Raw genomic sequence first — 20,614 nt, forward strand, 5'->3', positions numbered from 1 at the left:
CCATGACTGACACCGCAATTGCGTCGGCCTCGACGAAGACCGCCGGCGTCGGGCGTATCGCCCGCGTCACCGGCCCGGTCGTCGACATCGAGTTTCCGCATGACTCGATCCCGGAGATCTACAACGCTCTGAAGACGACGATCACGATCGGCGACAGCTCGACCGAGATCACCCTCGAGGTCGCACTGCACCTCGGCGACGACCTCGTCCGCGCGATCGCGCTCAAGCCCACCGACGGACTCGTCCGCGGCCAGGAGGTGCGCGACACTGGCGAGGCGATCTCCGTCCCCGTCGGCGACGTGACCAAGGGCAAGGTGTTCAACGTCATCGGCGAGGTGCTCAATGCCGACGCTGACGGCAAGGTCAACGGCGAGTCGTTCGAGATCACCGAGCGCTGGCCCATCCACCGCAAGCCCCCGGCATTCGACCAGCTGGAGTCGAAGACCGAGCTGTTCGAGACCGGCATCAAGGTCATCGACCTTCTCACCCCTTACGTGCAAGGTGGAAAGATCGGCCTGTTCGGTGGTGCCGGTGTCGGCAAGACCGTGCTCATCCAGGAAATGATCCAGCGCGTTGCGCAGGACCACGGTGGTGTGTCGGTGTTCGCCGGAGTTGGCGAGCGCACCCGTGAGGGCAATGACCTCATCGCCGAGATGGAGGAGGCGGGCGTCTTCGACAAGACCGCCCTTGTCTTCGGCCAGATGGACGAGCCGCCGGGAACGCGTCTTCGCGTCGCACTGTCGGCGCTGACGATGGCGGAGTACTTCCGCGATGTGCAGAAGCAGGACGTGCTGCTGTTCATCGACAACATCTTCCGCTTCACGCAGGCCGGCTCCGAGGTGTCGACCCTTCTCGGTCGCATGCCCTCCGCAGTCGGGTACCAGCCGAACCTCGCGGACGAAATGGGCGTGCTCCAGGAGCGCATCACCTCGACCCGCGGTCACTCGATCACGTCGCTGCAGGCCATCTACGTGCCCGCTGACGACTACACCGACCCTGCACCGGCGACCACCTTCGCGCACCTCGACGCCACCACGGAACTGAGCCGCGAGATCGCCTCGCGCGGCCTCTACCCGGCCGTCGACCCGCTCACCTCCACGAGCCGCATCCTCGACCCCCGCTACCTGGGCGAGGACCACTACCGCGTGGCGACGAGCGTCAAGTCGATCCTTCAGAAGAACAAGGAGCTGCAGGAGATCATCGCGATCCTCGGTGTCGACGAGCTCTCGGAAGAAGACAAGATCACCGTCTCGCGCGCCCGCCGCATCCAGCAGTTCCTCTCGCAGAACACCTACATGGCGAAGAAGTTCACGGGCGTCGAGGGTTCGACCGTTCCTCTCAAGGAGACGATCGAGTCGTTCGACGCGATCGTCAAGGGCGACTTCGACAGTGTCGCAGAGCAGGCCTTCTTCAACGTCGGCGGCATCTCCGACGTCGAAGAGAAGTGGGCTCAGATCCAGAAGGAAAACGACTAACGTGGCCGATCTCACTGTGAGCGTCGTCTCGGCCGACCAGGAAATCTGGTCGGGCACGGCGTCGATGGTGGTCGCGCGGACGACCGAGGGCGAAATCGGAATCCTGCCGGGCCACGAGCCGGTGCTTGCGATTCTGGCCAGCGGTGAGGTGCGCCTCACCGTGGCCGGGGGCGGCTCGGTTCGCGCGAAGGCGGACGACGGATTCCTCTCGGTCGAACACGACACCGTGACGATCGTCGCCCGCTCAGCGGAACTCGTCGAGGGCTGACGGTTCGGCAATGCTGATCGCGATGGCGGGACTCCCGGGAACCGGGAAGAGTACGATCGCCGGGCACGTCGGTGCGCGGCTCGGCGCCGCTGTGGTCTCGGTCGATCCGATCGAGGAGGCGATCCTGACCGCGGGAATCGACAGCGACCAGCCCACGGGCCTCGCGGCCTACTTGGTCGCCGAGACGCTTGCCGAGTCGGTGCTCGCGGCCGGGCACAGCATCGTCGTTGACGCGGTCAACGCGGTCGAGCCGGCCAGGGAACAGTGGGTGGGACTCGCCAAGCGGCAGGGTGTCGAGCTGAGGTTCGTCGAGGTCATGTGCTCCGACCGGGACCTGCACCTCGAGCGCCTCGCGGCGCGGGTGGCGAAGCTGCCCCACCTCGCCGAGCCGGACCGGCACGCGGTCGAGCAGAGCCTCGAGGACTACTCCGCGTGGCACGGGCAGAGCGCAGCCGCCCCGAGGCTGACGCTGGACACCTCGCACAGCGTGGAGTCGAACGTCGAGGCTGCACTCGCTTTCCTCACGGGCTGATGCTCGTTCTGCTTCCGCCGTCGGAGACCAAGCGCGACGGCGGAGACGATCGTGCCCTCGACCTGTCCAGGCTCAGCTACCAGGGGCTCACCGGGTCCCGCGCTGCGGCCCTGGATGCGACGAGAATTCTGGCGCTGGATCCGGATGCGATGGCCGCGGCCCTGCGGCTGGGCCCCACCCAGCACGGCGAACTCGAGCGCAACAGGCGTATCGCGCAGTCGCCGGTCATGGCGGCCATGGACCGCTACACCGGTGTGCTCTACGACGCGCTGGATGCCGCGACCCTGTCGCCGTCGGCGCGCTCGTTGGCGCGCTCGAGCGTGGTCATCCATTCCGCCCTCTTCGGCCTTGTCGGCGCTGGTGACCCCATCCCGGCGTACCGGCTGTCGCATGACTCCCGGCTGCCGGGGCTGAAGCTGCGATCTCTGTGGAGAGCGTCGATCGGAGCCGAGCTGGACCGGCACGACGGGCTCGTCCTCGACCTCCGCTCCGAGGCCTATGTGGCGCTGGGACCGGTGCCGGTCCGGCCCGAGAGCTACTTCCTCCGGGTCGTCGCCGCGGGGGTGGACGGCAAGAAGCGCGCCCTCAACCACTTCAACAAGAAGGGCAAGGGCGAATTCGTGCGCGCCCTGCTGGAGGCGGAGCAGGACCATGCCGACGGGGCGTCGCTGATCGAGTGGGCGCGGGGTCGCGGCATCCGTCTCGCGCTTGGTGCTCCTGGTGAGCTTGAGCTTGAGGTCGAGGAGGTCGTCGCGGCACAGCGCTGAGCGGTGGACGGGTCACAATCGCCCTGTCAGCGACCCGCGCGCCAGCAGCCCGCGAAGTGGTCGTCGACCATTCCGGACGCCTGCATGAGCGCGTAGAGCGTCGTGGGTCCCACGAAGCGGTAGCCGAGGCCGCGGAGGGCCTTACTCATGGCGGTCGATTCCGCGGTCACCGCCGGCACTTCGCCCGCGCCCGGCGGTCGCGCGCGCCGATGAGGAGCGAAGGACCAGATCATCCGATCGAGCGCGCCGGGGTCGTCGCGTACGAGCTCCCGGGTGATGCGCGCGTTGGAGATCGTCGCGACGATCTTCGCCCGATTACGGATGATGCCGGGGTCGAGCATGAGCCGCTCGACATCGGAGGTCGTCAGCTCGGCCACCGCGTCGATTTCGAAATCGGCGAACGCGCGGCGGAAATTCGGGCGGCGGCGCAGGATCGTGATCCAGGAGAGTCCGGCTTGAAAGCCTTCCAGACTGAGCTTTTCGAACAGCGGCCTGTCGCCGTGCAGCGCTACCCCCCACTCCTCGTCGTGGTAGCGGCGGTACTCGTCGTCGCCGGCGCTCCATCCGCAGCGGGCTACCCCTGCCTCATCAGTGACGACGCTCATGCGTGCCAGGGCACGGGGTGACTCGCGGTGCTCATGCGTGCCCGATCGACTCGTGGTCGAGCAACCAGACCTTGGTCGGAATGCCACTGCCGCCGCTGTAGCCGGTGATCTTGCGATTGGCGGCGAGAACCCGGTGGCATCCGATGATGATCGGCACCGGATTCGCCCCGATCGCACCGCCGACCGCGCGGCCGGCCGTCGGACGGCCTGTCGCGAGTCCGATGGCCCCGTACGAGGAGACATCGCCGAACTTCAGCCGGGCGAGCTCAGCCCAGACCGCACGCTGGAACTCGGTGCCGGCGAGGTTCACGGGGAGGTCGAAGTCGTGACGCTCGCCGGCGAAGTACTCAGCAAGCTGAACGGCGGCCGACTCGAGGATGGTGCTCGACGACTCTGCGACATCGTCGTGGGGCAAGTGGCCGTCGCGCTCGATAGCGAGCGAGGTGATCGCGCGTTCATCGGCGGTGATCTCGATGCGCCCGATCGGGCTGTCGACGCGCACGAGGTGAACAGGCATGGAAACCGCCGCCGGTGGGGGAGTGGCGGCCTCGTCGACCGTCGGAACGCTCAGGGTAGGTGCTGTGGTCATGAAACGACTGTAGCTGCGGCATCCGACCCGATCCGGCGGCTTTAGGACATCGGGTGGAGCCTGCTCCATTGCACGCCCTGGGGAGGAGCACTCCGGACGATCTAGTCTGGGACGATGGCAGAAATCGACTACCGCAACCTCGGCCGCTCCGGACTCATCGTCTCGACGATCGGGCTCGGCTGCAACAACTTCGGCCGGCTCCGCACGGCAACCGAGACGCAGGAGGGAACCGACGCTGTCATCGACGCGGCAATCGACGCCGGCGTCACGCTGTTCGACACGGCCGACATCTACGGTGCCGAGCGCGGCCTCAGCGAGACGCTCATGGGCAACTCGCTCGGCAAACGCCGCGGTGACATCGTGCTCGCGACCAAGTTCGGCATGGACATGCAGGGGTCGAACGGGCCGGATTGGGGTGCGCGCGGCTCTCGTCGCTATGTGCGGCTCGCCGTGGAGGCCTCCCTCCGCCGCCTGCAGACCGACTGGATCGACCTGTACCAGCTGCACGTGCCGGATCCCCTCACACCGATCGAGGAGACTCTCGATGCACTCGACGATCTCGTCGCCGAGGGCAAGATCCGCTACATCGGCCACTCCAACCTCGCGGGCTGGCAAATCGCCGAGGCCGAATACGTGGCCCGGCTGCACGAGCATCCGAAATTCATCTCGGCGCAGCACGAGTACAGCCTGATCGTGAGGGATGCCGAGCGGGAGGTGCTTCCCGCGGTGCGCGAGTTCGGCCTCGGGTTCCTCCCGTTCTTCCCGCTCTACAACGGGCTGTTCACGGGCAAGTTCACCCGGCAGGGTGGACCTGCTGACAGCCGGATCATGCACACGCGACCACACCTGCTCGAGAGTGCCCCTTGGGACGCGATGGACCGCTACGCGCAATTCTGCGCCGACCGCGACATCAGCATGCTCGAGGCGACGTTCGCCTGGCTGCTGGCCCAGCCCGCGCTCACGAGTGTCATCGCGGGCGCCACGAAGCCGGAGCAGATCGAGCAGAACGCGTGGGCGTCGACCTCGTGGTCGCCATCCCCGGCGGAGGTCGACGAGATCACGGCACTGTTCGACTAGCGTCTCCTCCCCAGGGAACCGGCGACGGGGTTCCCCACCGCGGTGCCGGGCGGGCGTCGTGGGGCACCGCCCCGCGGAAGACTGCGTGCATGGCAACCGTCGTGAAGACCCAGCGCCCGGAGGACTTCCTCGCCCTCGTTCCCCAGCTCGCGGGGTTCCGCCCGCGCAACAGCATCATCATCGTCGCGTTCCGCGGCAACCGCACCTGTGCGGCGATGCGTTTCAACGTGCCCGATGCGGATGCCGGAGCGGGCTACAGCACCGTCGCGGGTCGGCTCATCGGAATTCTCTGCAAGGTGAGGGGAGCCGACGCAGTCGTTCCCGTCGTCTACACCGACGACAGGTTCGCCGATTGCCGGGGCATCCCGCACGCCGGCTTCGTCAGGGCCGTCGTCGATCGCGCCAGAACCGCAGGGTTTCTGGTCCGCGACGCGCTCTGCGTCGCGGAGGACGGGTGGGGGTCCTATCTTGACCAGGACTGCCCGCGTGACGGGCGCCCGCTCGCAGCGATCGAGTCCTCCTCCGTCAACGGCGCGATCCCGCGCGAACTCCGGAACGACCTGGGGCCGGTCGACGCGGGGAGCGAATTGCCGACGGTGGACCTCGCGACGCGGGAGCGAGTCGCGCGGCTGGTGAAAGGACTTCACGAGTATGTGCGCGCGCAGCGTGATCCCGATGTCGCGGATGTCGCCGACCCCGCCATGGTCGACCCTGGTCTCATCGAACCGGAGTTATTCGAACCGGAGGCGATCGCACGCGAGCCCGACGACGACGGGTGGGACGACGACGGGTGGGAGGACGGCGACAATGAGCAGGACGACCTATTCGACGATGACGCGTATGGCGACGACTCCGACGGCGCGTACGGCGACGAGTCCTATGACGACGCGGGTGACGCAGACGACGACATGCCCAGATCCGGCTGGCTGCCCGGCTTCGCCGAAGACGCGCTGCAGCTCCCGCCAGACGCGATCGACGACCGAGCCGCGGCAGTGCTCATCCTGTGTCTTCAATCGCCGATGATGCGCGACGTGGTGATGCTTCAGTGGGCCTTCGGACTCGAGGTGGGGGAGCTGGCGCTCGATGAGAACAAGCGTTTCCTCGCAGGCGAGGACCCGGCGGCGTTCCTCGTCGCTCCACTCATGTGGGGAGACGGACCGCGGCCAGACGTCCCGCGGGTGCGAGCGGCGATCGTGCTCGTGAAGGCCCTCGCCGCTCGCGCGCCCCGGTCGATGAGGCCACCGCTGCTGTGCCAGCTCGCGTGGTTCAACTGGGCGCTCGGCAAGAGTTCGCTCGCGGGACGGTTCGTCGGCGAGGCGGAGCGGATCGACGCGAACTTCGGTCTCGCGGAGCTTCTTCGCGCGATGCTCGAGGCCGGCCATCTTCCCGAATGGGCATTCGCCATCCCCGACGACGCGGGAACGCGGTGAGCCCGCTGTCGCGGCGGTCGGCAGTGGTCAATGCCCCACGAGCGGTCCCATCACCCGGGCGGCGAGGGAGGGCCGTCCGGTCACTCGCTCCTCGACATCGGCGATGCCCATCGCGAGCAGGCCGGCGTTCGCCGCGGCGAAACGAATCGGTTCCGGCTCCCACCGAGGTGACTGGTGACCGACCCAGGGCAGGCGCACCAGGCTTGAGTCGGTGCCCGTGATCAGGTCGGCGAGGGTGCGCCCGGCGAGATTGGTAGTGCTCAGCCCGTCGCCGACGTAACCGCCGGCCGAACCGAGTCCCGTCTCCGGATCGAACCGTACACTCGCGTGCCAGTCGCGCGGCACGCCGAGCGGGCCGCCCCAACGATGCGTGATGGCCGCGTCCGCGGCTTGTGGGAACAGGTCGACGAGCGTGCGCCGTAGATGCTCGAACACCTTCGGCGAGTGGTCGTACCCGGCGCTCACGGCGCTGCCCCAGTGGTACCGGGCCCCGCGGCCGCCGAACGCGAACCTGTTGTCGGCGGTCCGCTGCCCGTAGACGAGCAGATGCCGGAAGTCGGTGAAGGTCTGGCCGTGATCGATGCCGGCGCGGCGCCAGAACTCGTCCGGCAGCGGCTCGGTGGCGATCATGAGCGAGTAGAGCGGCAGGATGTCGCGGTGCGACTGGCCAATCGTCGCGCCGTAGCCTTCGGTCGCCTGCACGATGACGGGCGCAAACACCGCCCCGCGCGTCGTGCGGACAACGCCCTGCGAGTACGACACCGCCTCGGTGCCCTCGACGATTCTCACCCCGCGCCGCTCGAGCGAGGCTGCGAGCCCCCGCACGAGCCTGGCCGGATGCACGCGGGCGCACGCCGGGTCGAAGACTGCCCCGAGCGCCCCGGCGGCGCCGAGCCGAGAACCGCCTGTGCCGCCCGAGTCACCATCGCCGGGCCCGCGCAGTTCGAGCGCGTCGACGCGGTAGAGCGCGGCCTCCTCGACGTCGGCTCGAGCCGAACGGAGCTGCGCGGCAGATCGCGCGAACGCGAGAGTGCCGCCCCTGACGAAGTGGCAGTCGATGCCCTCGGCAGCGGTCGCGCGCCCGACCTCGTCGACCGTCTCGATCATCGCCCGACGCATCGCGATCGCTGCGGCGCGTCCGTGAGCCCGCTCGAGCGACACCGTCGATCGCGGGAACAGCGCGCTGCACCAACCGCCGTTGCGACCGGACGCGCCGAAGCCCGAGATCTCCTTCTCGATCACCGTGATGCTGAGGCGATCGTCCCTGGCCAGCAGATAGTGCGCGGTCCACAGGCCGGTCAAGCCCCCGCCGATGATCGCGACGTCCGTGTGGAGGTCGCCATCGAGCGGTGGGCGCCGGTCCAGGCCGCCCGGGACGGTGTCGTGCCAGAACGACAGGTCCCGGTAGTCGCGGGTCAGATGAGGGTCCATGCCTCGGTCAGCACGCCGCGCAGGATGCTCTCGATCTCGTCGAATTCCTTCGGCCCGATGGTGAGCGGGGGAGCGAGCTGCACCACGGGGTCTCCGCGGTCGTCGGCACGGCAGTAGAGCCCGGCCTCGAACAGCGCCTTCGACATGAAGCCGCGCAGCAGGCGCTCCGACTCGTCGTCGTCGAACGTCTCCTTGGTGGCCTTGTCCTTGACGAGCTCGATGCCGAAGAAGTAGCCGTCGCCTCGCACGTCGCCGACGATCGGCAGGTCGAGCAGCTTCTCGAGGGTGGCACGGAAGATCGGGGAGTTCTCGCGCACGTTCTCGTTGAGCCCCTCCTCCTCGAAGATGTCGAGATTCGCGAGCGCGACGGCGGATGACACCGGGTGCCCACCGAACGTGTAGCCGTGATAGAACGCGGTGTCGCCGTGCTTGAACGGCTCGTAGATCTTCTCGCTGACGATCGTCGCGCCGATTGGGGAGTACCCGCTGGTCATCCCCTTCGCGCAGGTGATCATGTCCGGCTCGATGCCGTAGGTCGTCGAGGCGAACATGTTGCCGATACGACCGAAGGCGGTGATGACCTCGTCGGCCACGAGCAGCACGTCGTACTGGTCGCAGATCTCGCGCACACGCGCGAAATAGCCGGGGGGCGGCGGGAAGCACCCACCGCTGTTTTGCACGGGTTCGAGGAACACCGCTGCGACCGTCTCGGGACCTTCGAAGAGGATCATTTCCTCGATACGGTTCGCCGCCCACTGCCCGAAGACGTTCAGGTCGTCGCCGTGCTCCGGGGCCCGGTAGAAGTTGGTGTTGGGAACGCGGAACCCGCCGGGGGTCACCGGCTCGAACATCTCTTTCATTGCAGGGATGCCGGTGATGGCGAGGGCGCCCTGCGGCGTGCCGTGATAGGCGACGCTTCGCGAGATCACCTTGTGCTTGGTGCCGCGGCCCTGGAGCTTCCAGTAGTACTTCGCGAGCTTGAACGCGGTCTCGACCGCCTCGCCGCCGCCGGTCGAGAAGAAGACCCGGTTGAGGTCACCCGGCGCATAGTCGGCAATGCGGTCGGCGAGTTCGATGGCGGCCGGATGCGCATAGGACCAGAGCGGGAAGAACGCGAGCTCCTCGGCCTGCTTGGCGGCGACCTCGGCGAGACGCCTGCGCCCGTGACCGGCGTTCACCACGAAGAGGCCGCTCAGCCCGTCGATGTACTTGCGCCCGCGGCTGTCCCAGATGTGGTGGCCCTCGCCCTTCACGATGATGGGAACGCCGTGGCCATCCTCCATCACCGACTGGCGGGTGAAGTGCATCCAGAGGTGGTCCTTGGCCTTCTGCTGCAGATCGGCCTCGACCGTCGGCAGCAGAGTGTGGATTCCCTCGGAGATCGGAGTTTCTGTCGTCGTCATGATTACCGGGTTCCCCAGTTATAGAACTGTTTCTGCAGTCGCAAATAAACGAAGGTCTCGGTGGACTGCACGCCATCGATCCCTCGGATCTCATTATTAAGCAGGTCGATGAGCTGGTCGTCGTTCTCGCACACGATTTCTGCGAGGATGTCGAAACTTCCCGCGGTGAGCACGACATAGTCGACGGCGGGGATCGAGCTCAGCGCCTCGGCGACACGCGTGGTGTCTCCCGTGACGCGAACGCCGATCATCGCCTGGCGGTAAAATCCCAGCTGCATCGGGTCGGTGACGGCGACGATCTGCATCACGCCGGAATCGGTGAGCTTCTGAACCCGCTGTCGCACTGCGGCTTCGCTGAGGCCCACGGCCTTGCCGATCTCGGCGTACGAGCGCCGACCATCGTTCTGAAGCTGCTCGATGATCGCCTTCGAGACGTCATCGAGTTGCACCGGCTTGGCCGGGGTCGCTCTGCTCGTGGACGCCATCCACCGATTCTGTCAGCGAATTACACTCTCGGCAAGTGGATCCGCACTGAAGGTTGTCGATTTCGACTAAATCAGTGGCGACCGTCGTCTGGTTAAACGGCAGCCCACTGGCTATGTTGGAGCAATGACAGCTTCAGAACTGCGCAATTTCATCGGCGGCCAGTATGTCGAGGCTCAGGCCTCGTCGGCGTTCGACGTGATCGACCCCGCCACCGAGAAGAGCTACACCTCCTCACCCGTGTCCGGGCGCGAGGACGTCGACACCGCCTACGCCTCCGCCGCCGCCGCGTTCGAGGAGTGGGGCGAGTCCACCCCCTCCCAGCGTCAGCTCGCGCTCTTCCGCATCGCGGATGCGATGGAGTCCCGCGCGGAGGAGTTCGCTGACCTCGAGTCGCAGGACACAGGCAAGCCCCGCGGCTCGCTCGTCGAGGACGAGATCATGCTGTCGGTCGACCAGATCCGATTCTTCGCCGGCCAGGCCCGCAGCCTCGAGGGTAAGTCCGCCGGCGAGTACATGGCCGACCACACCTCGTTCATCCGCAGGGAGCCGATCGGCGTCATTGGCCAGGTCACCCCGTGGAACTACCCGCTCAACATGGCGGTCTGGAAGTTCGCCCCCGCGGTCGCGGCCGGCAACACCACGGTGCTCAAGCCGAGCGACACGACACCCCAGTCGACGCTGCTGCTCGCCGAGATCGCAGCGGAGTTCCTGCCGCCGGGAGTCTTCAACGTCATCACCGGCGACCGCACCACTGGCGCCGCGATGATCGAGCACCGCACCCCGCAGATGGTGTCGATCACGGGCTCGGTCCGCGCCGGGATGGAGGTCGCGAAATCGGCGGCGAACGATCTCAAGCGGGTGCACCTTGAGCTTGGCGGCAAGGCGCCCGTCGTCGTCTTCAACGACGCCGACATCGAGAAGGCCGCCGCGGGCATCGGGTTGGCCGGATACTTCAACGCGGGACAGGACTGCACCGCGGCGACGCGCGTGCTCGTGCAGGAGGACATCCACGACGAGTTCGTGGCGGCTCTGGTCGCGTGGGCGAAGCTGAACGCGACGACGGGAGCGCCCAGCGCCGACGACATCCTCTTCGGCCCGCTGAACAACTCCAGCCAGTTCGACCGGATCTCCTCCGTCGTCGACGCGCTGCCATCCAACGCGAACGTCGAGCTCGGTGGTCGGCGCCAAGGCGACATCGGCTACTTCTTCGAGGCATCGATCGTGACCGGTTTGAAGCAGACCGACGACGCCATCCAAAACGAGATCTTCGGTCCCGTCATCACCGTGCAGAAGTTCACCGACGAGGCGCAGGCCCTCGCCTGGGCAAACGACGTGCAGTACGGCCTCGCGTCGTCGGTGTGGACGAAGGACCATGGCCGCGCGATGCGATTCGCCAAGCACCTGGACTTCGGATGCGTGTGGATCAACACCCACATTCCGCTGGTCGCGGAGATGCCGCACGGCGGGTTCAAGCACTCCGGCTACGGCAAGGACCTCTCCGCCTACGGCTTCGAGGACTACACCCGCATCAAGCACGTCATGAGCTACATCGGCCACTAGCACGCCGGTCGAACGTAGGCTGTTCTCGTGGATGACGACGATCTCGCTGACACGGTCATCAGGCCGGCGCGTTCACCTGTCGAGCCGTCCGACCGCCCGGACGATGACACGATCGTGAAGGCACCGCCGCCGCTCGTACTGCCCGACGACGGCAGGGTGTCCACACGGTCCCGTGAGCGCGCCGTGGCGGAGGCCACCGCCCAGCCGGAGCCTTCCACCCCGGCCCGGTACCGGTTCAGCGTCAATTCGGCCGAGCCACTCCCGCTCGACGTTCCGGCGCTGATCGGCAGGGACCCCCGTCCGCCGCGGGTGGCGAGCGCCGTGCTTCCGCGATTCGTGCGGGTGAACTCGCCGAGACGCGAAGTTTCGGCCACTCACCTGGAGTTGCGCCAGGACGGAACATCGGTCATCGTGACGGACATGCGGTCAACCAACGGTACGGTGATCACCGTGCCCGGAATGCCTGAGTTCACATTGCATGCAGGCGGGTCGATGGTCGTCGCCCCCGGCACCACGCTTGACCTCGGGGACGACAACATCATTGAGATCATGCCGATCGGGCGTCTGCTCGCCCGTGACCTGGAACCATTCGAAAGGCTGTCCCCGTGACACAGATCGGTCGCAGCGCAGCTCTGCACTCCCTCAGCATCCCCGGCAGGCAGGGTCAGAGTGTCGGCTTGTCCTGGGGTGCGGCGACAGATATCGGCCGCAAACGAACCCTGAACGAAGACAGCTTCCTCGCGGAGGCCCCGTTCTTCGTCGTCGCCGACGGCATGGGCGGGCACGCCTCGGGTGACATCGCGAGCGCGGCGGTCGTGCGGCGCCTCGCCGAGGAAGGATCCGCCGACTTCGCCGAGCCGGAGCAGATCATGACGGCGCTCCGGATCGCGACGGCCGACATCACCCTCGCGGCCGACGACGACGACCTCGGGGTCGGCACAACAGCCACGGGCGCGGTGCTGACCCTTGTCGACAGCGAGCCGTACTGGGCGGTCTTCAACATCGGTGATTCCCGCGTGTATCAACTCATCGAGGGTGAGCTGACCCAGGTCACCGTCGATCACTCCGTCGTTCAAGAGCTCGTCGACGCCGGCCTCCTGGCCCAGGACGAGGCCGAGTTCCACCCCGACGCCAACATCATCACGCGCGCCGTCGGTTTCAATGCGGAGCCGATGGCAGACCTGTGGATGCTTCCCGCGCGCACCGGTCTCCGTCTGCTCATCTGCTCGGACGGGCTCACCCGCGAGGTGAACGATGTGGCGCTGCGCGAGACGCTCAACGCCGGATTCGGACCCCAGGAAACAGCCACCACACTCGTCGACGCCGCCCTCGCGGCAGGCGGCCGCGACAACATCACGCTCGTGATCGTGGACGTCGTCGAGTCTCCCGACGCCGCACCACTCGAGAACACGATCCCGCGGCAGGACGCCGCCACAGCCTGAGGCCAGCCACGCTGCGACCACTACTGGGGGTGCACCTCACGGGCCGTGAGCCGCCCGGCCTCCGCGGATAAGCCGGGACCCGCTGGTAGAATCGCATCTCTGAGTAGCGCACGGCGACGTGGCCACCTAACCGATTCTGAGCACACGAGGAGGCATCATGGCCAGACGCCTCCCGTCGCCGCCTCCGGTGCTCCCCGGCTTCACCCACGTGCACGTTCTCGGTTCCGGTGGCTTCGCCGACGTCTTCCTCTACGAGCAGAACATGCCCAGGCGGCAGGTGGCCGTGAAGGTCATGCTGAGCGAGGTCGTCAACGAGCAGGTCAGGCAGATGTTCCAGGCCGAGGCGAACCTCATGGCCCAGCTGAGCGCACACCCCTCGATTCTCACCGTGTACCAGGCGAGCGTCTCCTCCGACGGCCGCCCCTACCTGGTGATGGAGTTCTGCTCCTCCGGACTGAGCGACCGCTACCGCCGCGAGCGGATCCCCGTGCCCGAGATCCTGCGCATCGCCGTCAAGATCGGCAGCGCGATCGAGACCGCGCACCGCGCCGGGGTGCTGCACCGCGACATCAAGCCGTCGAACATCCTCCTCACTGCCTACGGGCATCCCGTGCTGTCCGACTTCGGCATCGCGTCGACGCTCGGCGAGGCCGAAAACCAGGAGGCGGTCGGCATGTCGATCCCCTGGTCGGCGCCGGAGGTGCTCGATGACGAGACGCCGGGCACGATCGAGTCGGAGGTGTGGTCCTTCGCGGCGACCGTGTACACGCTGCTCGCCGGCCGCTCGCCATTCGAGGTACCCGGGGATTCGAACCGATCCACCGATCTCATGGCGCGTATCAACCGGGCCACGGTGCAGCCGATCGGGCGGCCGGATGTGCCGGCGAGCCTCGAGCGTGCGCTGCAGCGCGGCATGTCCCGCCGCCCGGAGGCCCGCCAGCGCAGCATCCTGGAGCTCGTCCGCGAGATCCAGGCCGTTGAGACAGAACTCGGGGTGCTCCAGACGCCGATCGAGGTCGCAGTGGACGACTGGGCGCTGTCGTCGATGTCGGATCTCGAGGAGCGCACGCGCATCCGCGGGGTCGCCGGAGCACCGTCGTCGACCGCCGCGCGTCGTCGTCGTCGCCGCTCGTCCGCAGCGGAGCCTGACTCGGAATACGCCGCCGTCGGCACCCTTCTGAGGTCCTCGTCGTCACAGGTCGCCCGCAGTACAGGCACGACCCCACCCGCCACGACGCGCGCGTTCCGTTGGGTCGCGATCTCCCTCGTCGCCGCGGCCGTGCTCGTCATCGGAGTCGGCGCAGTTGTCACGACCAGCCTCGTGCGGGCGAACGCGGGAGCTATCCCCGTCGTGGTCGACATCGACGCGCAGGTTGCGAACGGCTCGGTCGAGTTCTCCTGGCCCGACCCCGGGCTGCTGCCCTCCGACTCGTACCAGATCTCCGCGACGGACCGGCAGCCGATCATCCAGACGCGGCGGCAGTTCGCGATTACGGCATCCGACGGTGACCGGGTCTGCATCACGGTCACCGTCAATCGCGACGGGAAGACCGGCGCGGCGAGCATCGAGAAGTGCGTGGTCTTCGAATCGTGAGGTTGCAGCGTGTTTAGACGCTGGCTCGCGAGCCACCGATCTCTCTTCGTGACCGCGACGAGCACCTCCCTGATCGCTGCCGTGGTCGCGGGCCTTGCCGTGGTGTCCGGCGGCTATGAAGCCCAGCGGATCGACCTGGGCGACGGGTCGGTGTGGGTCGCCAACTCGGCCGAGCAGGTGATCGGCCGCGCGAACACCGAGATCCTCGCGCTCGACACCGTCGTTGAGGGGAGCGGATCGGAACTGGACGTCATCCAGGCCGGACGCACGGTGCTGCTGTTCGACCGGGCGAACAGCAAGGTCGACATCGTCGACGCTGCGATCGCCGAGGTGAGCGACAGCGTTCCCCTCCCGCCGGAGGCGCCCGAGCTGTACCTCGCGGGCGAGACGGTAGTCATCCACGCGACCCGCACCGGTGCCGTGTGGTTAGTCCCGGTCGGCGAACTGCGCGACTTCGACGCCGAGGCCGAGCCGACACTGAGCCTCGGCAGCGACTCGGCGGTGAGCGTCAGCCCCGACGGCACACTCCTTCTCTACTCGCCGGACGCCGGCGAGGTGTACCGCGTGAACTCCGCCTCGGGCGACTCCGTCGAAGAGGCGTTCCCCACTGACTTCGCCGAGCCCGGCAGCGAGATCAGCATCAGTTCCGTCGCCGGACGCTGGGTTCTATTCGACGCGAACTCGAGTCGGATCTCGATCGAGGGGCGGATGCTGGACCTCTCCGGGCTTCTCGCCGGCGCGCGGAACGCCGTATTGCAGTCCCCGAGCGACACCGGCGACAGCGCGCTCATCGGCTTCCCGGGCGGGCTCCTCTCTGTGCCGCTCACCGATGGGGCTCCCACGCTGGTCGCCGACACCGGGGGAGGTGCCCCCGCTGCGCCGCTCGTGCTCGGCGATTGTGTGTTCGCCGCCTGGACCTCGGGTGTCGCGTGGCGGGACTGCGCCGGCGACACGGCACCCACCGAGCTCTCACTGGAATCCGTCGGCCGGAGCGCGGCGCGTCTCGATTTCGCGGTGAACGGCGACAGGGTCGTGCTCAACGATCCCCGCAGCGGCAGCAGCTGGGCGGTGCAGCAGCGCGGCGAGCTCATCGACAACTGGGACGAGCTCATTCTCGAGGACGAGGAGAGGCAGGAGGTCGAGGAGAACAACGACGACGTGCCTCCCGAATACGAGGCCAACCAGCTGCCGCCGATCGCGATCGAGGACGAATTCGGTGCCCGCGCCGGGCGCGCAAACGTGCTCCCGGTGCTGCTCAACGACTACGACCCGAATGGCGACGTGCTCGTTGTCGAGACGGTCGACGAGATCGAGGAGAGCATCGGTCGGATCGATGTCATCGACAGCCGCCAGCGCATCCAGCTCACCCTCTTGGATGATGTGACGGGCACGGTGACCTTCGGGTACACGATCTCCGACGGCCGCGGCGGAACGGCGGCGGCGACCGTGACGGTCACCGTCAGGTCACCGGGGGAGAATTCGGCGCCCGTGCAGATGCGCCCGACCCGCGCGATTGTGGCCGAGGGAAACCGCGTCACCACCTCGGTGCTCGGCGACTGGATCGACCCCGACAGCGACGCCTTCTACCTCACCGCGGCGACGTCAGCGCCACCCGACGTCGTGACCTACAAGCCCAGCGGCACGGTCGACTTCCAGGAGGGCGGCGAGTCAAGCCAGCTTCGCGCCGTCTCGCTGGCCGTCTCCGACGGCCAGGCGGTGGGGGCGGGCAGCCTCACCGTTTCGGTGCGCCCGGCCGGCGAGGTGCCGATCATCGCCGACCCGTTCGTCGTGCTCAGTTACGCCGGTCAAGAGACGACAGTCAGGCCGCTCGAGCACGTGCGCGGCGGGACGGGCGAGCTGCGGCTGAGCAGTGTCGCGCCGCGGCCGGGAGTGACGATCGAGGCGAGCCTCGAGGCGGGTACCTTTCGCTTCACAAGCGACCAGGTGCGTAGCCACATCCTCGAATACGTGGTCAACGACGGCGACCAGACCGTCACGGGAACGGTCCGGATCGACGTGCAGGCGAGGCCGGACGCGAACAGCACGCCGATCACGATCCTGAAGACCGTGTTCGTGAAGACGCTGAGCAGCGAGACCGTTGACGTTGCCTCGACCGACATCGATCCCGCCGGAGGGGTGCTGCTCGTCACCGGGGTCTCGAACGTGCCAGACGGGTCCGGTGTGAGCGCCGACGTGCTTGAGCAGCGCTACGTCCGGGTGACCCTGACCGCCCCGCTCGCGGGCACCGTTGCCTTCGACTACCGCGTCACGAACGGACTCGCGAGTGCCGACGGCGTGATCACCGTCGTCGAGATCCCCCGACCGACAACTCTCCAGCCTCCTGTCGCCGCCGACGACACGGTCACAGTGCGGATGGGTGACTCGGTCGACATCCCCGTGCTCGACAATGACGCGCATCCGGACGGCGAGCAGCTCACGCTCAACCCGAAGCTTCCCTCGGGCCTGCGGAGCGCATCAGGACTGCTGTTCGCCTCCGGCGACGTGCTGCGCTACCTGGCGCCCGAGCGCAGCGGCAACTTCACCGCCGTCTACGAGGTGGCGGGCCCCGACGGGCAGGTCGACCAGGCCGAGGTGCGCATTGCGGTGCGGGAATCGGTCGCTGCGACGAACTCGGCGCCGGTACCAGCCCCGGTGACCGCTCGCGTGCTTGCCGGCGAAACCGTGCGAATCAAGATCCCGCTAACCGGCATCGACCCCGACGGCGACTCCGTACAGCTGCTGGGGCAGGACTCGAGCCCGCAGAAGGGCGCCGTCACCGATGTCGGCAGCGACTACATCGACTACCTCGCCGGCGAGTACTCCGCCGGCACCGACACCTTCACCTACCGGGTGATCGACTCCCTCGGCAAGCGGGCCATCGGATCGGTGCGCGTCGGCATCAGCGCGCGTTCCGGCGACGCCGGAAATCCGATCGCGGTCGAGGACGAGGTGCTCATCCGGCCAGGCAAGACCGTGTCGGTGCAGGTGCTCGCCAACGACTCCGACCCGGACGGCAGCCCGCTGAGCATAGTCAGCGTCGAGCCGAACAGCCCGGAGATCGGCTTCGAGATCGTCGGCGACATCGTCACGGTGACCCCGCCGACCGACCCGGGACGATACGGTCTCGTCTACACGATCGAGAACGCCTACGGCGGCACGAGCTCCAACTTCATCACTGTGGTCGTCGATCCGGATGCCCCGCCGGCATACCCGGTCGCGAGGGACACCGTGCTGACCCTCTCCGACATCGTGGATCGCGACACGGTCAACGTCGACGTGCTGCGGAACGTGTTCTTCGCCGACGGTGATGTGTCGTCGCTCGAGCTGTCGCTGCTCCCCGGCTACGGCGACACCGCGACGGTGGTGCGGGGCAAACGTCTCGACATCACCATCACCGACAGGCGGCAGATCGTCCCGTTCTCCGTCGCCAACCCCGACGACCCGACGATCGTCGCTTACGCGTTCGTGTGGGTTCCCGGCTTCGACGACGCCCTCCCGCAGCTCGACCGTACGGCGCTCACGCTGACCGTCGCCAGCGAGTCGCGAATCGAGTTCGACCTCAACGACTACGTTCTCGCGGTTGCCGGCCGGAACGTGCGCCTCGTCGACTCGACAACGGTGCAGGCGACCAATGCGAACGGCGACAGCCTGGTGGTCGATGAGGACACCCTCTCCTTCACCTCGGCCGACGGCTACTTCGGTCCCGCCTCGATCTCGTTCGAGGTCACCGACGGGACGAGCATCGACGACCCGACCGGTCGCCGGGCGACGCTCGTCCTGCCGATCAGGGTCACGCCGCGCGAGAACCAGCCCCCGGTGTTCACCGGCGGCACAATCGACTTCGAGCCGGGGGAGGAGAAGACGCTCGACCTGCTCCGACTGACGACCTACCCCTATCCGGACGACATCGACGAGCTCGCCTACAGCGCGGGACCGACCCCTCCGGCAGGGTTCGACTACGAGATCCGCGGCACGAACCTGATCATCCGTGCGAACGAGGGCACCAGGAAGGGAACCTCCACCGGGCTGACGATCGGAGTGCGCGACGATCTCGCGGCGGGGCAATCCGGACGCATCCAGCTTGCGGTCGTCGCGTCCACCAGGCCACTCGCGAAACCGGCCGCCGACTCGATCATCGCCCCCCGCGGCGCGACGACGAGCGTCGACGTGCTTGCGAACGACGAGGCGACCAACCCGTTCCCCGGAGGGGAACTTACCGTCGTCGCGATCACCGGACTCGACGGATCGGCGGTCCCGGAGGGCATCACCGTCACCCCCAATGCCACGAGGACGAGACTGTCGGTGACGGTCTCGCCCACAGCCGCTGCCATCAACACCAACCTGCAGTACCAGGTCGCCGACGCGACCCGCGATCCCAGCCGGTACGCGTTCGGATCGATCGCCATCTCGGTGCAGGACCGGCCAGACACGCCCATCGCCCCCGCCCGGGCCGACGGCGGCTACGAGGAGGGTCTCCTCACCCTGCGCCTCACTGCACCGCCCTCGAACAACTCGCCCATCGTCAAGTACGAGGTGGTGAGCACGAGCAACGGAAACTACCGCAAGGACTGCGGCACCGCGCTGCGCTGCGAACTGGCCGACCTCGAGGCGGGGCTCCGCTACCGGTTCTCGATCATCGCCACGAACTCCATCGGCGCGTCGGAGGCGAGCCCGGAGAGCGTCCCGTTGACGGCCGACTACCTCCCGGCGGCACCACGGTCGGTCACGGCCAGCGCGACGGCCGCTGACGCCCGGCCCGCGCTCGATGTGGCATGGTCGCCCGTGGCCGACCCCGTGCTCGGCACGCCGGTCTCGGGGTATGTCGTGCGGGTCTCCGGCCCCGGAGTCGACTTCCAGACGACGACGGGCCCCGAGTCGGCGTCACTCACCACCACCGCGTCGGGCGCCCTCGTGCCGGGCTCGCAATACTCGGTCACCGTGTACGCGCGCAACGCGGCGGCAGTGCTGAGCGACGCCGACTGGCGCAGAACCTCCTCCGCCGCCGTCACCGTCATCGGCGCGCCGGGCCAGGTCAGCGTGGCCGCCGACGTCGTGAACGGGTCCGCCGGGCAGATCCGGGTCACCTGGGGCGCAAGCAATCCGAACGGCGCGCCCGGGGTCGTGTACTCGGTCGGCCGGTTCCGTGCCGACGAGGGCATCCCGTCGTCGTGCGGGGCGGGCGGCCCCAACCCCGGCGTCTCATCGGGTGCGCAGGCCCCCGCCGCCTCCGGGTGGATCGACGGCGGCGCCACCGACGGCACCGACTACCGCTACGTCGTGTACGCCGACAACGGGCTGTTCTGCACCTCGTCGGCATCCGGCGCAGTGCAGAGCAAGGCGCCCCCCGGGGCAACCCTCGCGTCGACCGCGGTCGAGCAGCGCGATGGCAAATTCGATCTGCGGGTCGGATCCCTCTCGGTTTCCTCCGGCATCGTCAGCCGGTTCCAGGCGCAGCTGAACGGCTCCGGAACGTGGTTCAACGTCGGGGAGGGCGACTGGCTCACCTCTGCGGCGAATCTCGCCGTCTACGGCGCGCCCCAGTCGGTCATCTACCGGGCTTGCCGGGACTCCTCGGAGTTCTTCTGTGGGGCGGCGTCGACCGCGCAGACACTGACGCCGGTGAACGTCCGCGGCTCGATCGTGTCGTGCGAGGCCGGGTCGACGCCCACGTCGAACCCGCCCGCCAACCAGGGCGCGCCGACCTACGGCTACCTCTACTCCTATAACGACGGCGGGCCGCCGTTCGAGATCTGGTCGGAGTTCGCGCAGGATGCTGTGGCTCCCGACCCCTCGGCCGTGGGCTCCGGCGAAACCGGTGTGCGGCTCAAGGTCGTCGTGTCGTTCGCCGACGGCTCGACCTACACCGATGATGGGTACGTGCAGGCCACGTGCTCGCCCAGGCCCTGATCGAGCCGCCCGGCACCACCCGGGCGCGAAGCACCCAGCATCCGAAAT

Annotated in this window: 16 protein-coding genes; 11 read left to right on the top strand and 5 right to left on the bottom strand. The window is 67.8% G+C overall.

Going from position 1 to position 20,614, the window contains the following annotated elements:
- Positions 1-2 precede the first annotated feature (2 nt).
- From atpD to ABIB15_RS13320, 4 genes are read left to right on the top strand one after another with little or no spacing between them, the layout of a single operon-like run.
- Positions 3-1,475 carry a F0F1 ATP synthase subunit beta gene (gene atpD / locus ABIB15_RS13305; protein WP_354479523.1) on the top strand — a complete coding sequence of 491 codons (1,473 nt, stop codon included), beginning with the start codon at positions 3-5 and terminating at the stop codon, positions 1,473-1,475.
- 1 nt (position 1,476) lies between these two features.
- Positions 1,477-1,743 carry a F0F1 ATP synthase subunit epsilon gene (locus ABIB15_RS13310; RefSeq protein WP_354479525.1) on the top strand — a complete coding sequence of 89 codons (267 nt, stop codon included), beginning with the start codon at positions 1,477-1,479 and terminating at the stop codon, positions 1,741-1,743.
- 10 nt (positions 1,744-1,753) lie between these two features.
- Complete coding sequence (locus tag ABIB15_RS13315; RefSeq protein ID WP_354479528.1) at positions 1,754-2,275, top strand: P-loop nucleotide/nucleoside kinase family protein; 522 nt, start codon at positions 1,754-1,756, stop codon at positions 2,273-2,275.
- Positions 2,275-3,042, top strand: coding sequence for a YaaA family protein (locus ABIB15_RS13320; RefSeq protein ID WP_354479529.1), 768 nt, complete (start codon positions 2,275-2,277; stop codon positions 3,040-3,042). Before ABIB15_RS13315 ends, ABIB15_RS13320 begins: the two co-directional genes overlap by 1 nt.
- Before the next feature lie 26 nt (positions 3,043-3,068).
- On the opposite strand, the gene ABIB15_RS13325 is transcribed toward ABIB15_RS13320, so the two are convergent.
- Both ABIB15_RS13325 and ABIB15_RS13330 read right to left on the bottom strand, forming a co-directional pair.
- On the bottom strand, positions 3,069-3,647 hold the full coding sequence (locus tag ABIB15_RS13325; protein ID WP_354479531.1) for a DNA-3-methyladenine glycosylase I: 579 nt from the start codon (positions 3,645-3,647) through the stop codon (positions 3,069-3,071).
- Between the two features lie 31 nt (positions 3,648-3,678).
- Entirely contained in the window at positions 3,679-4,236 is a 558-nt protein-coding gene (locus ABIB15_RS13330) for a methylated-DNA--[protein]-cysteine S-methyltransferase (protein WP_354479533.1), read from the bottom strand.
- 114 nt (positions 4,237-4,350) lie between these two features.
- Here ABIB15_RS13330 and ABIB15_RS13335 point away from each other — a divergent pair, with 114 nt between their 5' ends.
- Positions 4,351-5,313 carry an aldo/keto reductase gene (locus tag ABIB15_RS13335; RefSeq protein WP_354479536.1) on the top strand — a complete coding sequence of 321 codons (963 nt, stop codon included), beginning with the start codon at positions 4,351-4,353 and terminating at the stop codon, positions 5,311-5,313.
- Between the two features lie 89 nt (positions 5,314-5,402).
- On the top strand, positions 5,403-6,743 hold the full coding sequence (locus ABIB15_RS13340; protein ID WP_354479538.1) for a DUF4192 family protein: 1,341 nt from the start codon (positions 5,403-5,405) through the stop codon (positions 6,741-6,743).
- A gap of 27 nt (positions 6,744-6,770) precedes the next feature.
- On the opposite strand, the gene ABIB15_RS13345 is transcribed toward ABIB15_RS13340, so the two are convergent.
- From ABIB15_RS13345 to ABIB15_RS13355, 3 genes are read right to left on the bottom strand one after another with little or no spacing between them, the layout of a single operon-like run.
- On the bottom strand, positions 6,771-8,174 hold the full coding sequence (locus tag ABIB15_RS13345) for an NAD(P)/FAD-dependent oxidoreductase (protein WP_354479541.1): 1,404 nt from the start codon (positions 8,172-8,174) through the stop codon (positions 6,771-6,773).
- Positions 8,159-9,577: an aspartate aminotransferase family protein gene (locus ABIB15_RS13350; RefSeq protein ID WP_354479544.1), complete on the bottom strand. Its 1,419-nt coding sequence runs from the start codon at positions 9,575-9,577 to the stop codon at positions 8,159-8,161. Before ABIB15_RS13350 ends, ABIB15_RS13345 begins: the two co-directional genes overlap by 16 nt.
- A gap of 2 nt (positions 9,578-9,579) precedes the next feature.
- Positions 9,580-10,062, bottom strand: a complete 483-nt coding sequence (locus ABIB15_RS13355; RefSeq protein ID WP_354479547.1) for an Lrp/AsnC family transcriptional regulator — start codon at positions 10,060-10,062, stop codon at positions 9,580-9,582.
- 124 nt (positions 10,063-10,186) lie between these two features.
- Between ABIB15_RS13355 and ABIB15_RS13360 the strand changes: the two genes are divergently transcribed.
- The 5 genes from ABIB15_RS13360 (at position 10,187) to ABIB15_RS13380 (ending at position 20,566) form a co-directional block, all read left to right on the top strand.
- Positions 10,187-11,623, top strand: coding sequence for a gamma-aminobutyraldehyde dehydrogenase (locus ABIB15_RS13360; protein WP_354479549.1), 1,437 nt, complete (start codon positions 10,187-10,189; stop codon positions 11,621-11,623).
- Between the two features lie 27 nt (positions 11,624-11,650).
- Entirely contained in the window at positions 11,651-12,232 is a 582-nt protein-coding gene (locus ABIB15_RS13365; RefSeq protein WP_354479551.1) for an FHA domain-containing protein, read from the top strand.
- Positions 12,229-13,065, top strand: a complete 837-nt coding sequence (locus ABIB15_RS13370; protein ID WP_354479554.1) for a PP2C family protein-serine/threonine phosphatase — start codon at positions 12,229-12,231, stop codon at positions 13,063-13,065. The genes ABIB15_RS13365 and ABIB15_RS13370 overlap by 4 nt, the downstream gene beginning before the upstream one ends.
- 157 nt (positions 13,066-13,222) lie before the next feature.
- On the top strand, positions 13,223-14,659 hold the full coding sequence (locus ABIB15_RS13375) for a serine/threonine-protein kinase (protein WP_354479557.1): 1,437 nt from the start codon (positions 13,223-13,225) through the stop codon (positions 14,657-14,659).
- Between the two features lie 9 nt (positions 14,660-14,668).
- Positions 14,669-20,566 (top strand): Ig-like domain-containing protein, encoded by a 5,898-nt coding sequence (locus ABIB15_RS13380; RefSeq protein WP_354479558.1) that lies wholly within the window; start codon positions 14,669-14,671, stop codon positions 20,564-20,566.
- Positions 20,567-20,614: the final 48 nt, after the last annotated feature.

Origin of the sequence: Marisediminicola sp. UYEF4, assembly GCF_040546025.1 — a bacterium.
GTDB lineage: Bacteria > Actinomycetota > Actinomycetes > Actinomycetales > Microbacteriaceae > Marisediminicola.

What these genes read in the sequence shown, in the direction of transcription:
- ABIB15_RS13320 (WP_354479529.1), top strand. Translation starts at nt 2,275, where the DNA reads ATGCTCGTTCTGCTTCCGCCGTCGGAGACCAAGCGCGACGGCGGAGAC.
- ABIB15_RS13355 (WP_354479547.1), bottom strand. Translation starts at nt 10,062, where the DNA reads ATGGCGTCCACGAGCAGAGCGACCCCGGCCAAGCCGGTGCAACTCGAT.
- ABIB15_RS13340 (WP_354479538.1), top strand. Translation starts at nt 5,403, where the DNA reads ATGGCAACCGTCGTGAAGACCCAGCGCCCGGAGGACTTCCTCGCCCTC.
- ABIB15_RS13345 (WP_354479541.1), bottom strand. Translation starts at nt 8,174, where the DNA reads ATGGACCCTCATCTGACCCGCGACTACCGGGACCTGTCGTTCTGGCAC.
- ABIB15_RS13330 (WP_354479533.1), bottom strand. Translation starts at nt 4,236, where the DNA reads ATGACCACAGCACCTACCCTGAGCGTTCCGACGGTCGACGAGGCCGCC.
- ABIB15_RS13375 (WP_354479557.1), top strand. Translation starts at nt 13,223, where the DNA reads ATGGCCAGACGCCTCCCGTCGCCGCCTCCGGTGCTCCCCGGCTTCACC.
- ABIB15_RS13350 (WP_354479544.1), bottom strand. Translation starts at nt 9,577, where the DNA reads ATGACGACGACAGAAACTCCGATCTCCGAGGGAATCCACACTCTGCTG.
- ABIB15_RS13335 (WP_354479536.1), top strand. Translation starts at nt 4,351, where the DNA reads ATGGCAGAAATCGACTACCGCAACCTCGGCCGCTCCGGACTCATCGTC.
- atpD (WP_354479523.1), top strand. Translation starts at nt 3, where the DNA reads ATGACTGACACCGCAATTGCGTCGGCCTCGACGAAGACCGCCGGCGTC.
- ABIB15_RS13360 (WP_354479549.1), top strand. Translation starts at nt 10,187, where the DNA reads ATGACAGCTTCAGAACTGCGCAATTTCATCGGCGGCCAGTATGTCGAG.
- ABIB15_RS13315 (WP_354479528.1), top strand. Translation starts at nt 1,754, where the DNA reads ATGCTGATCGCGATGGCGGGACTCCCGGGAACCGGGAAGAGTACGATC.
- ABIB15_RS13325 (WP_354479531.1), bottom strand. Translation starts at nt 3,647, where the DNA reads ATGAGCGTCGTCACTGATGAGGCAGGGGTAGCCCGCTGCGGATGGAGC.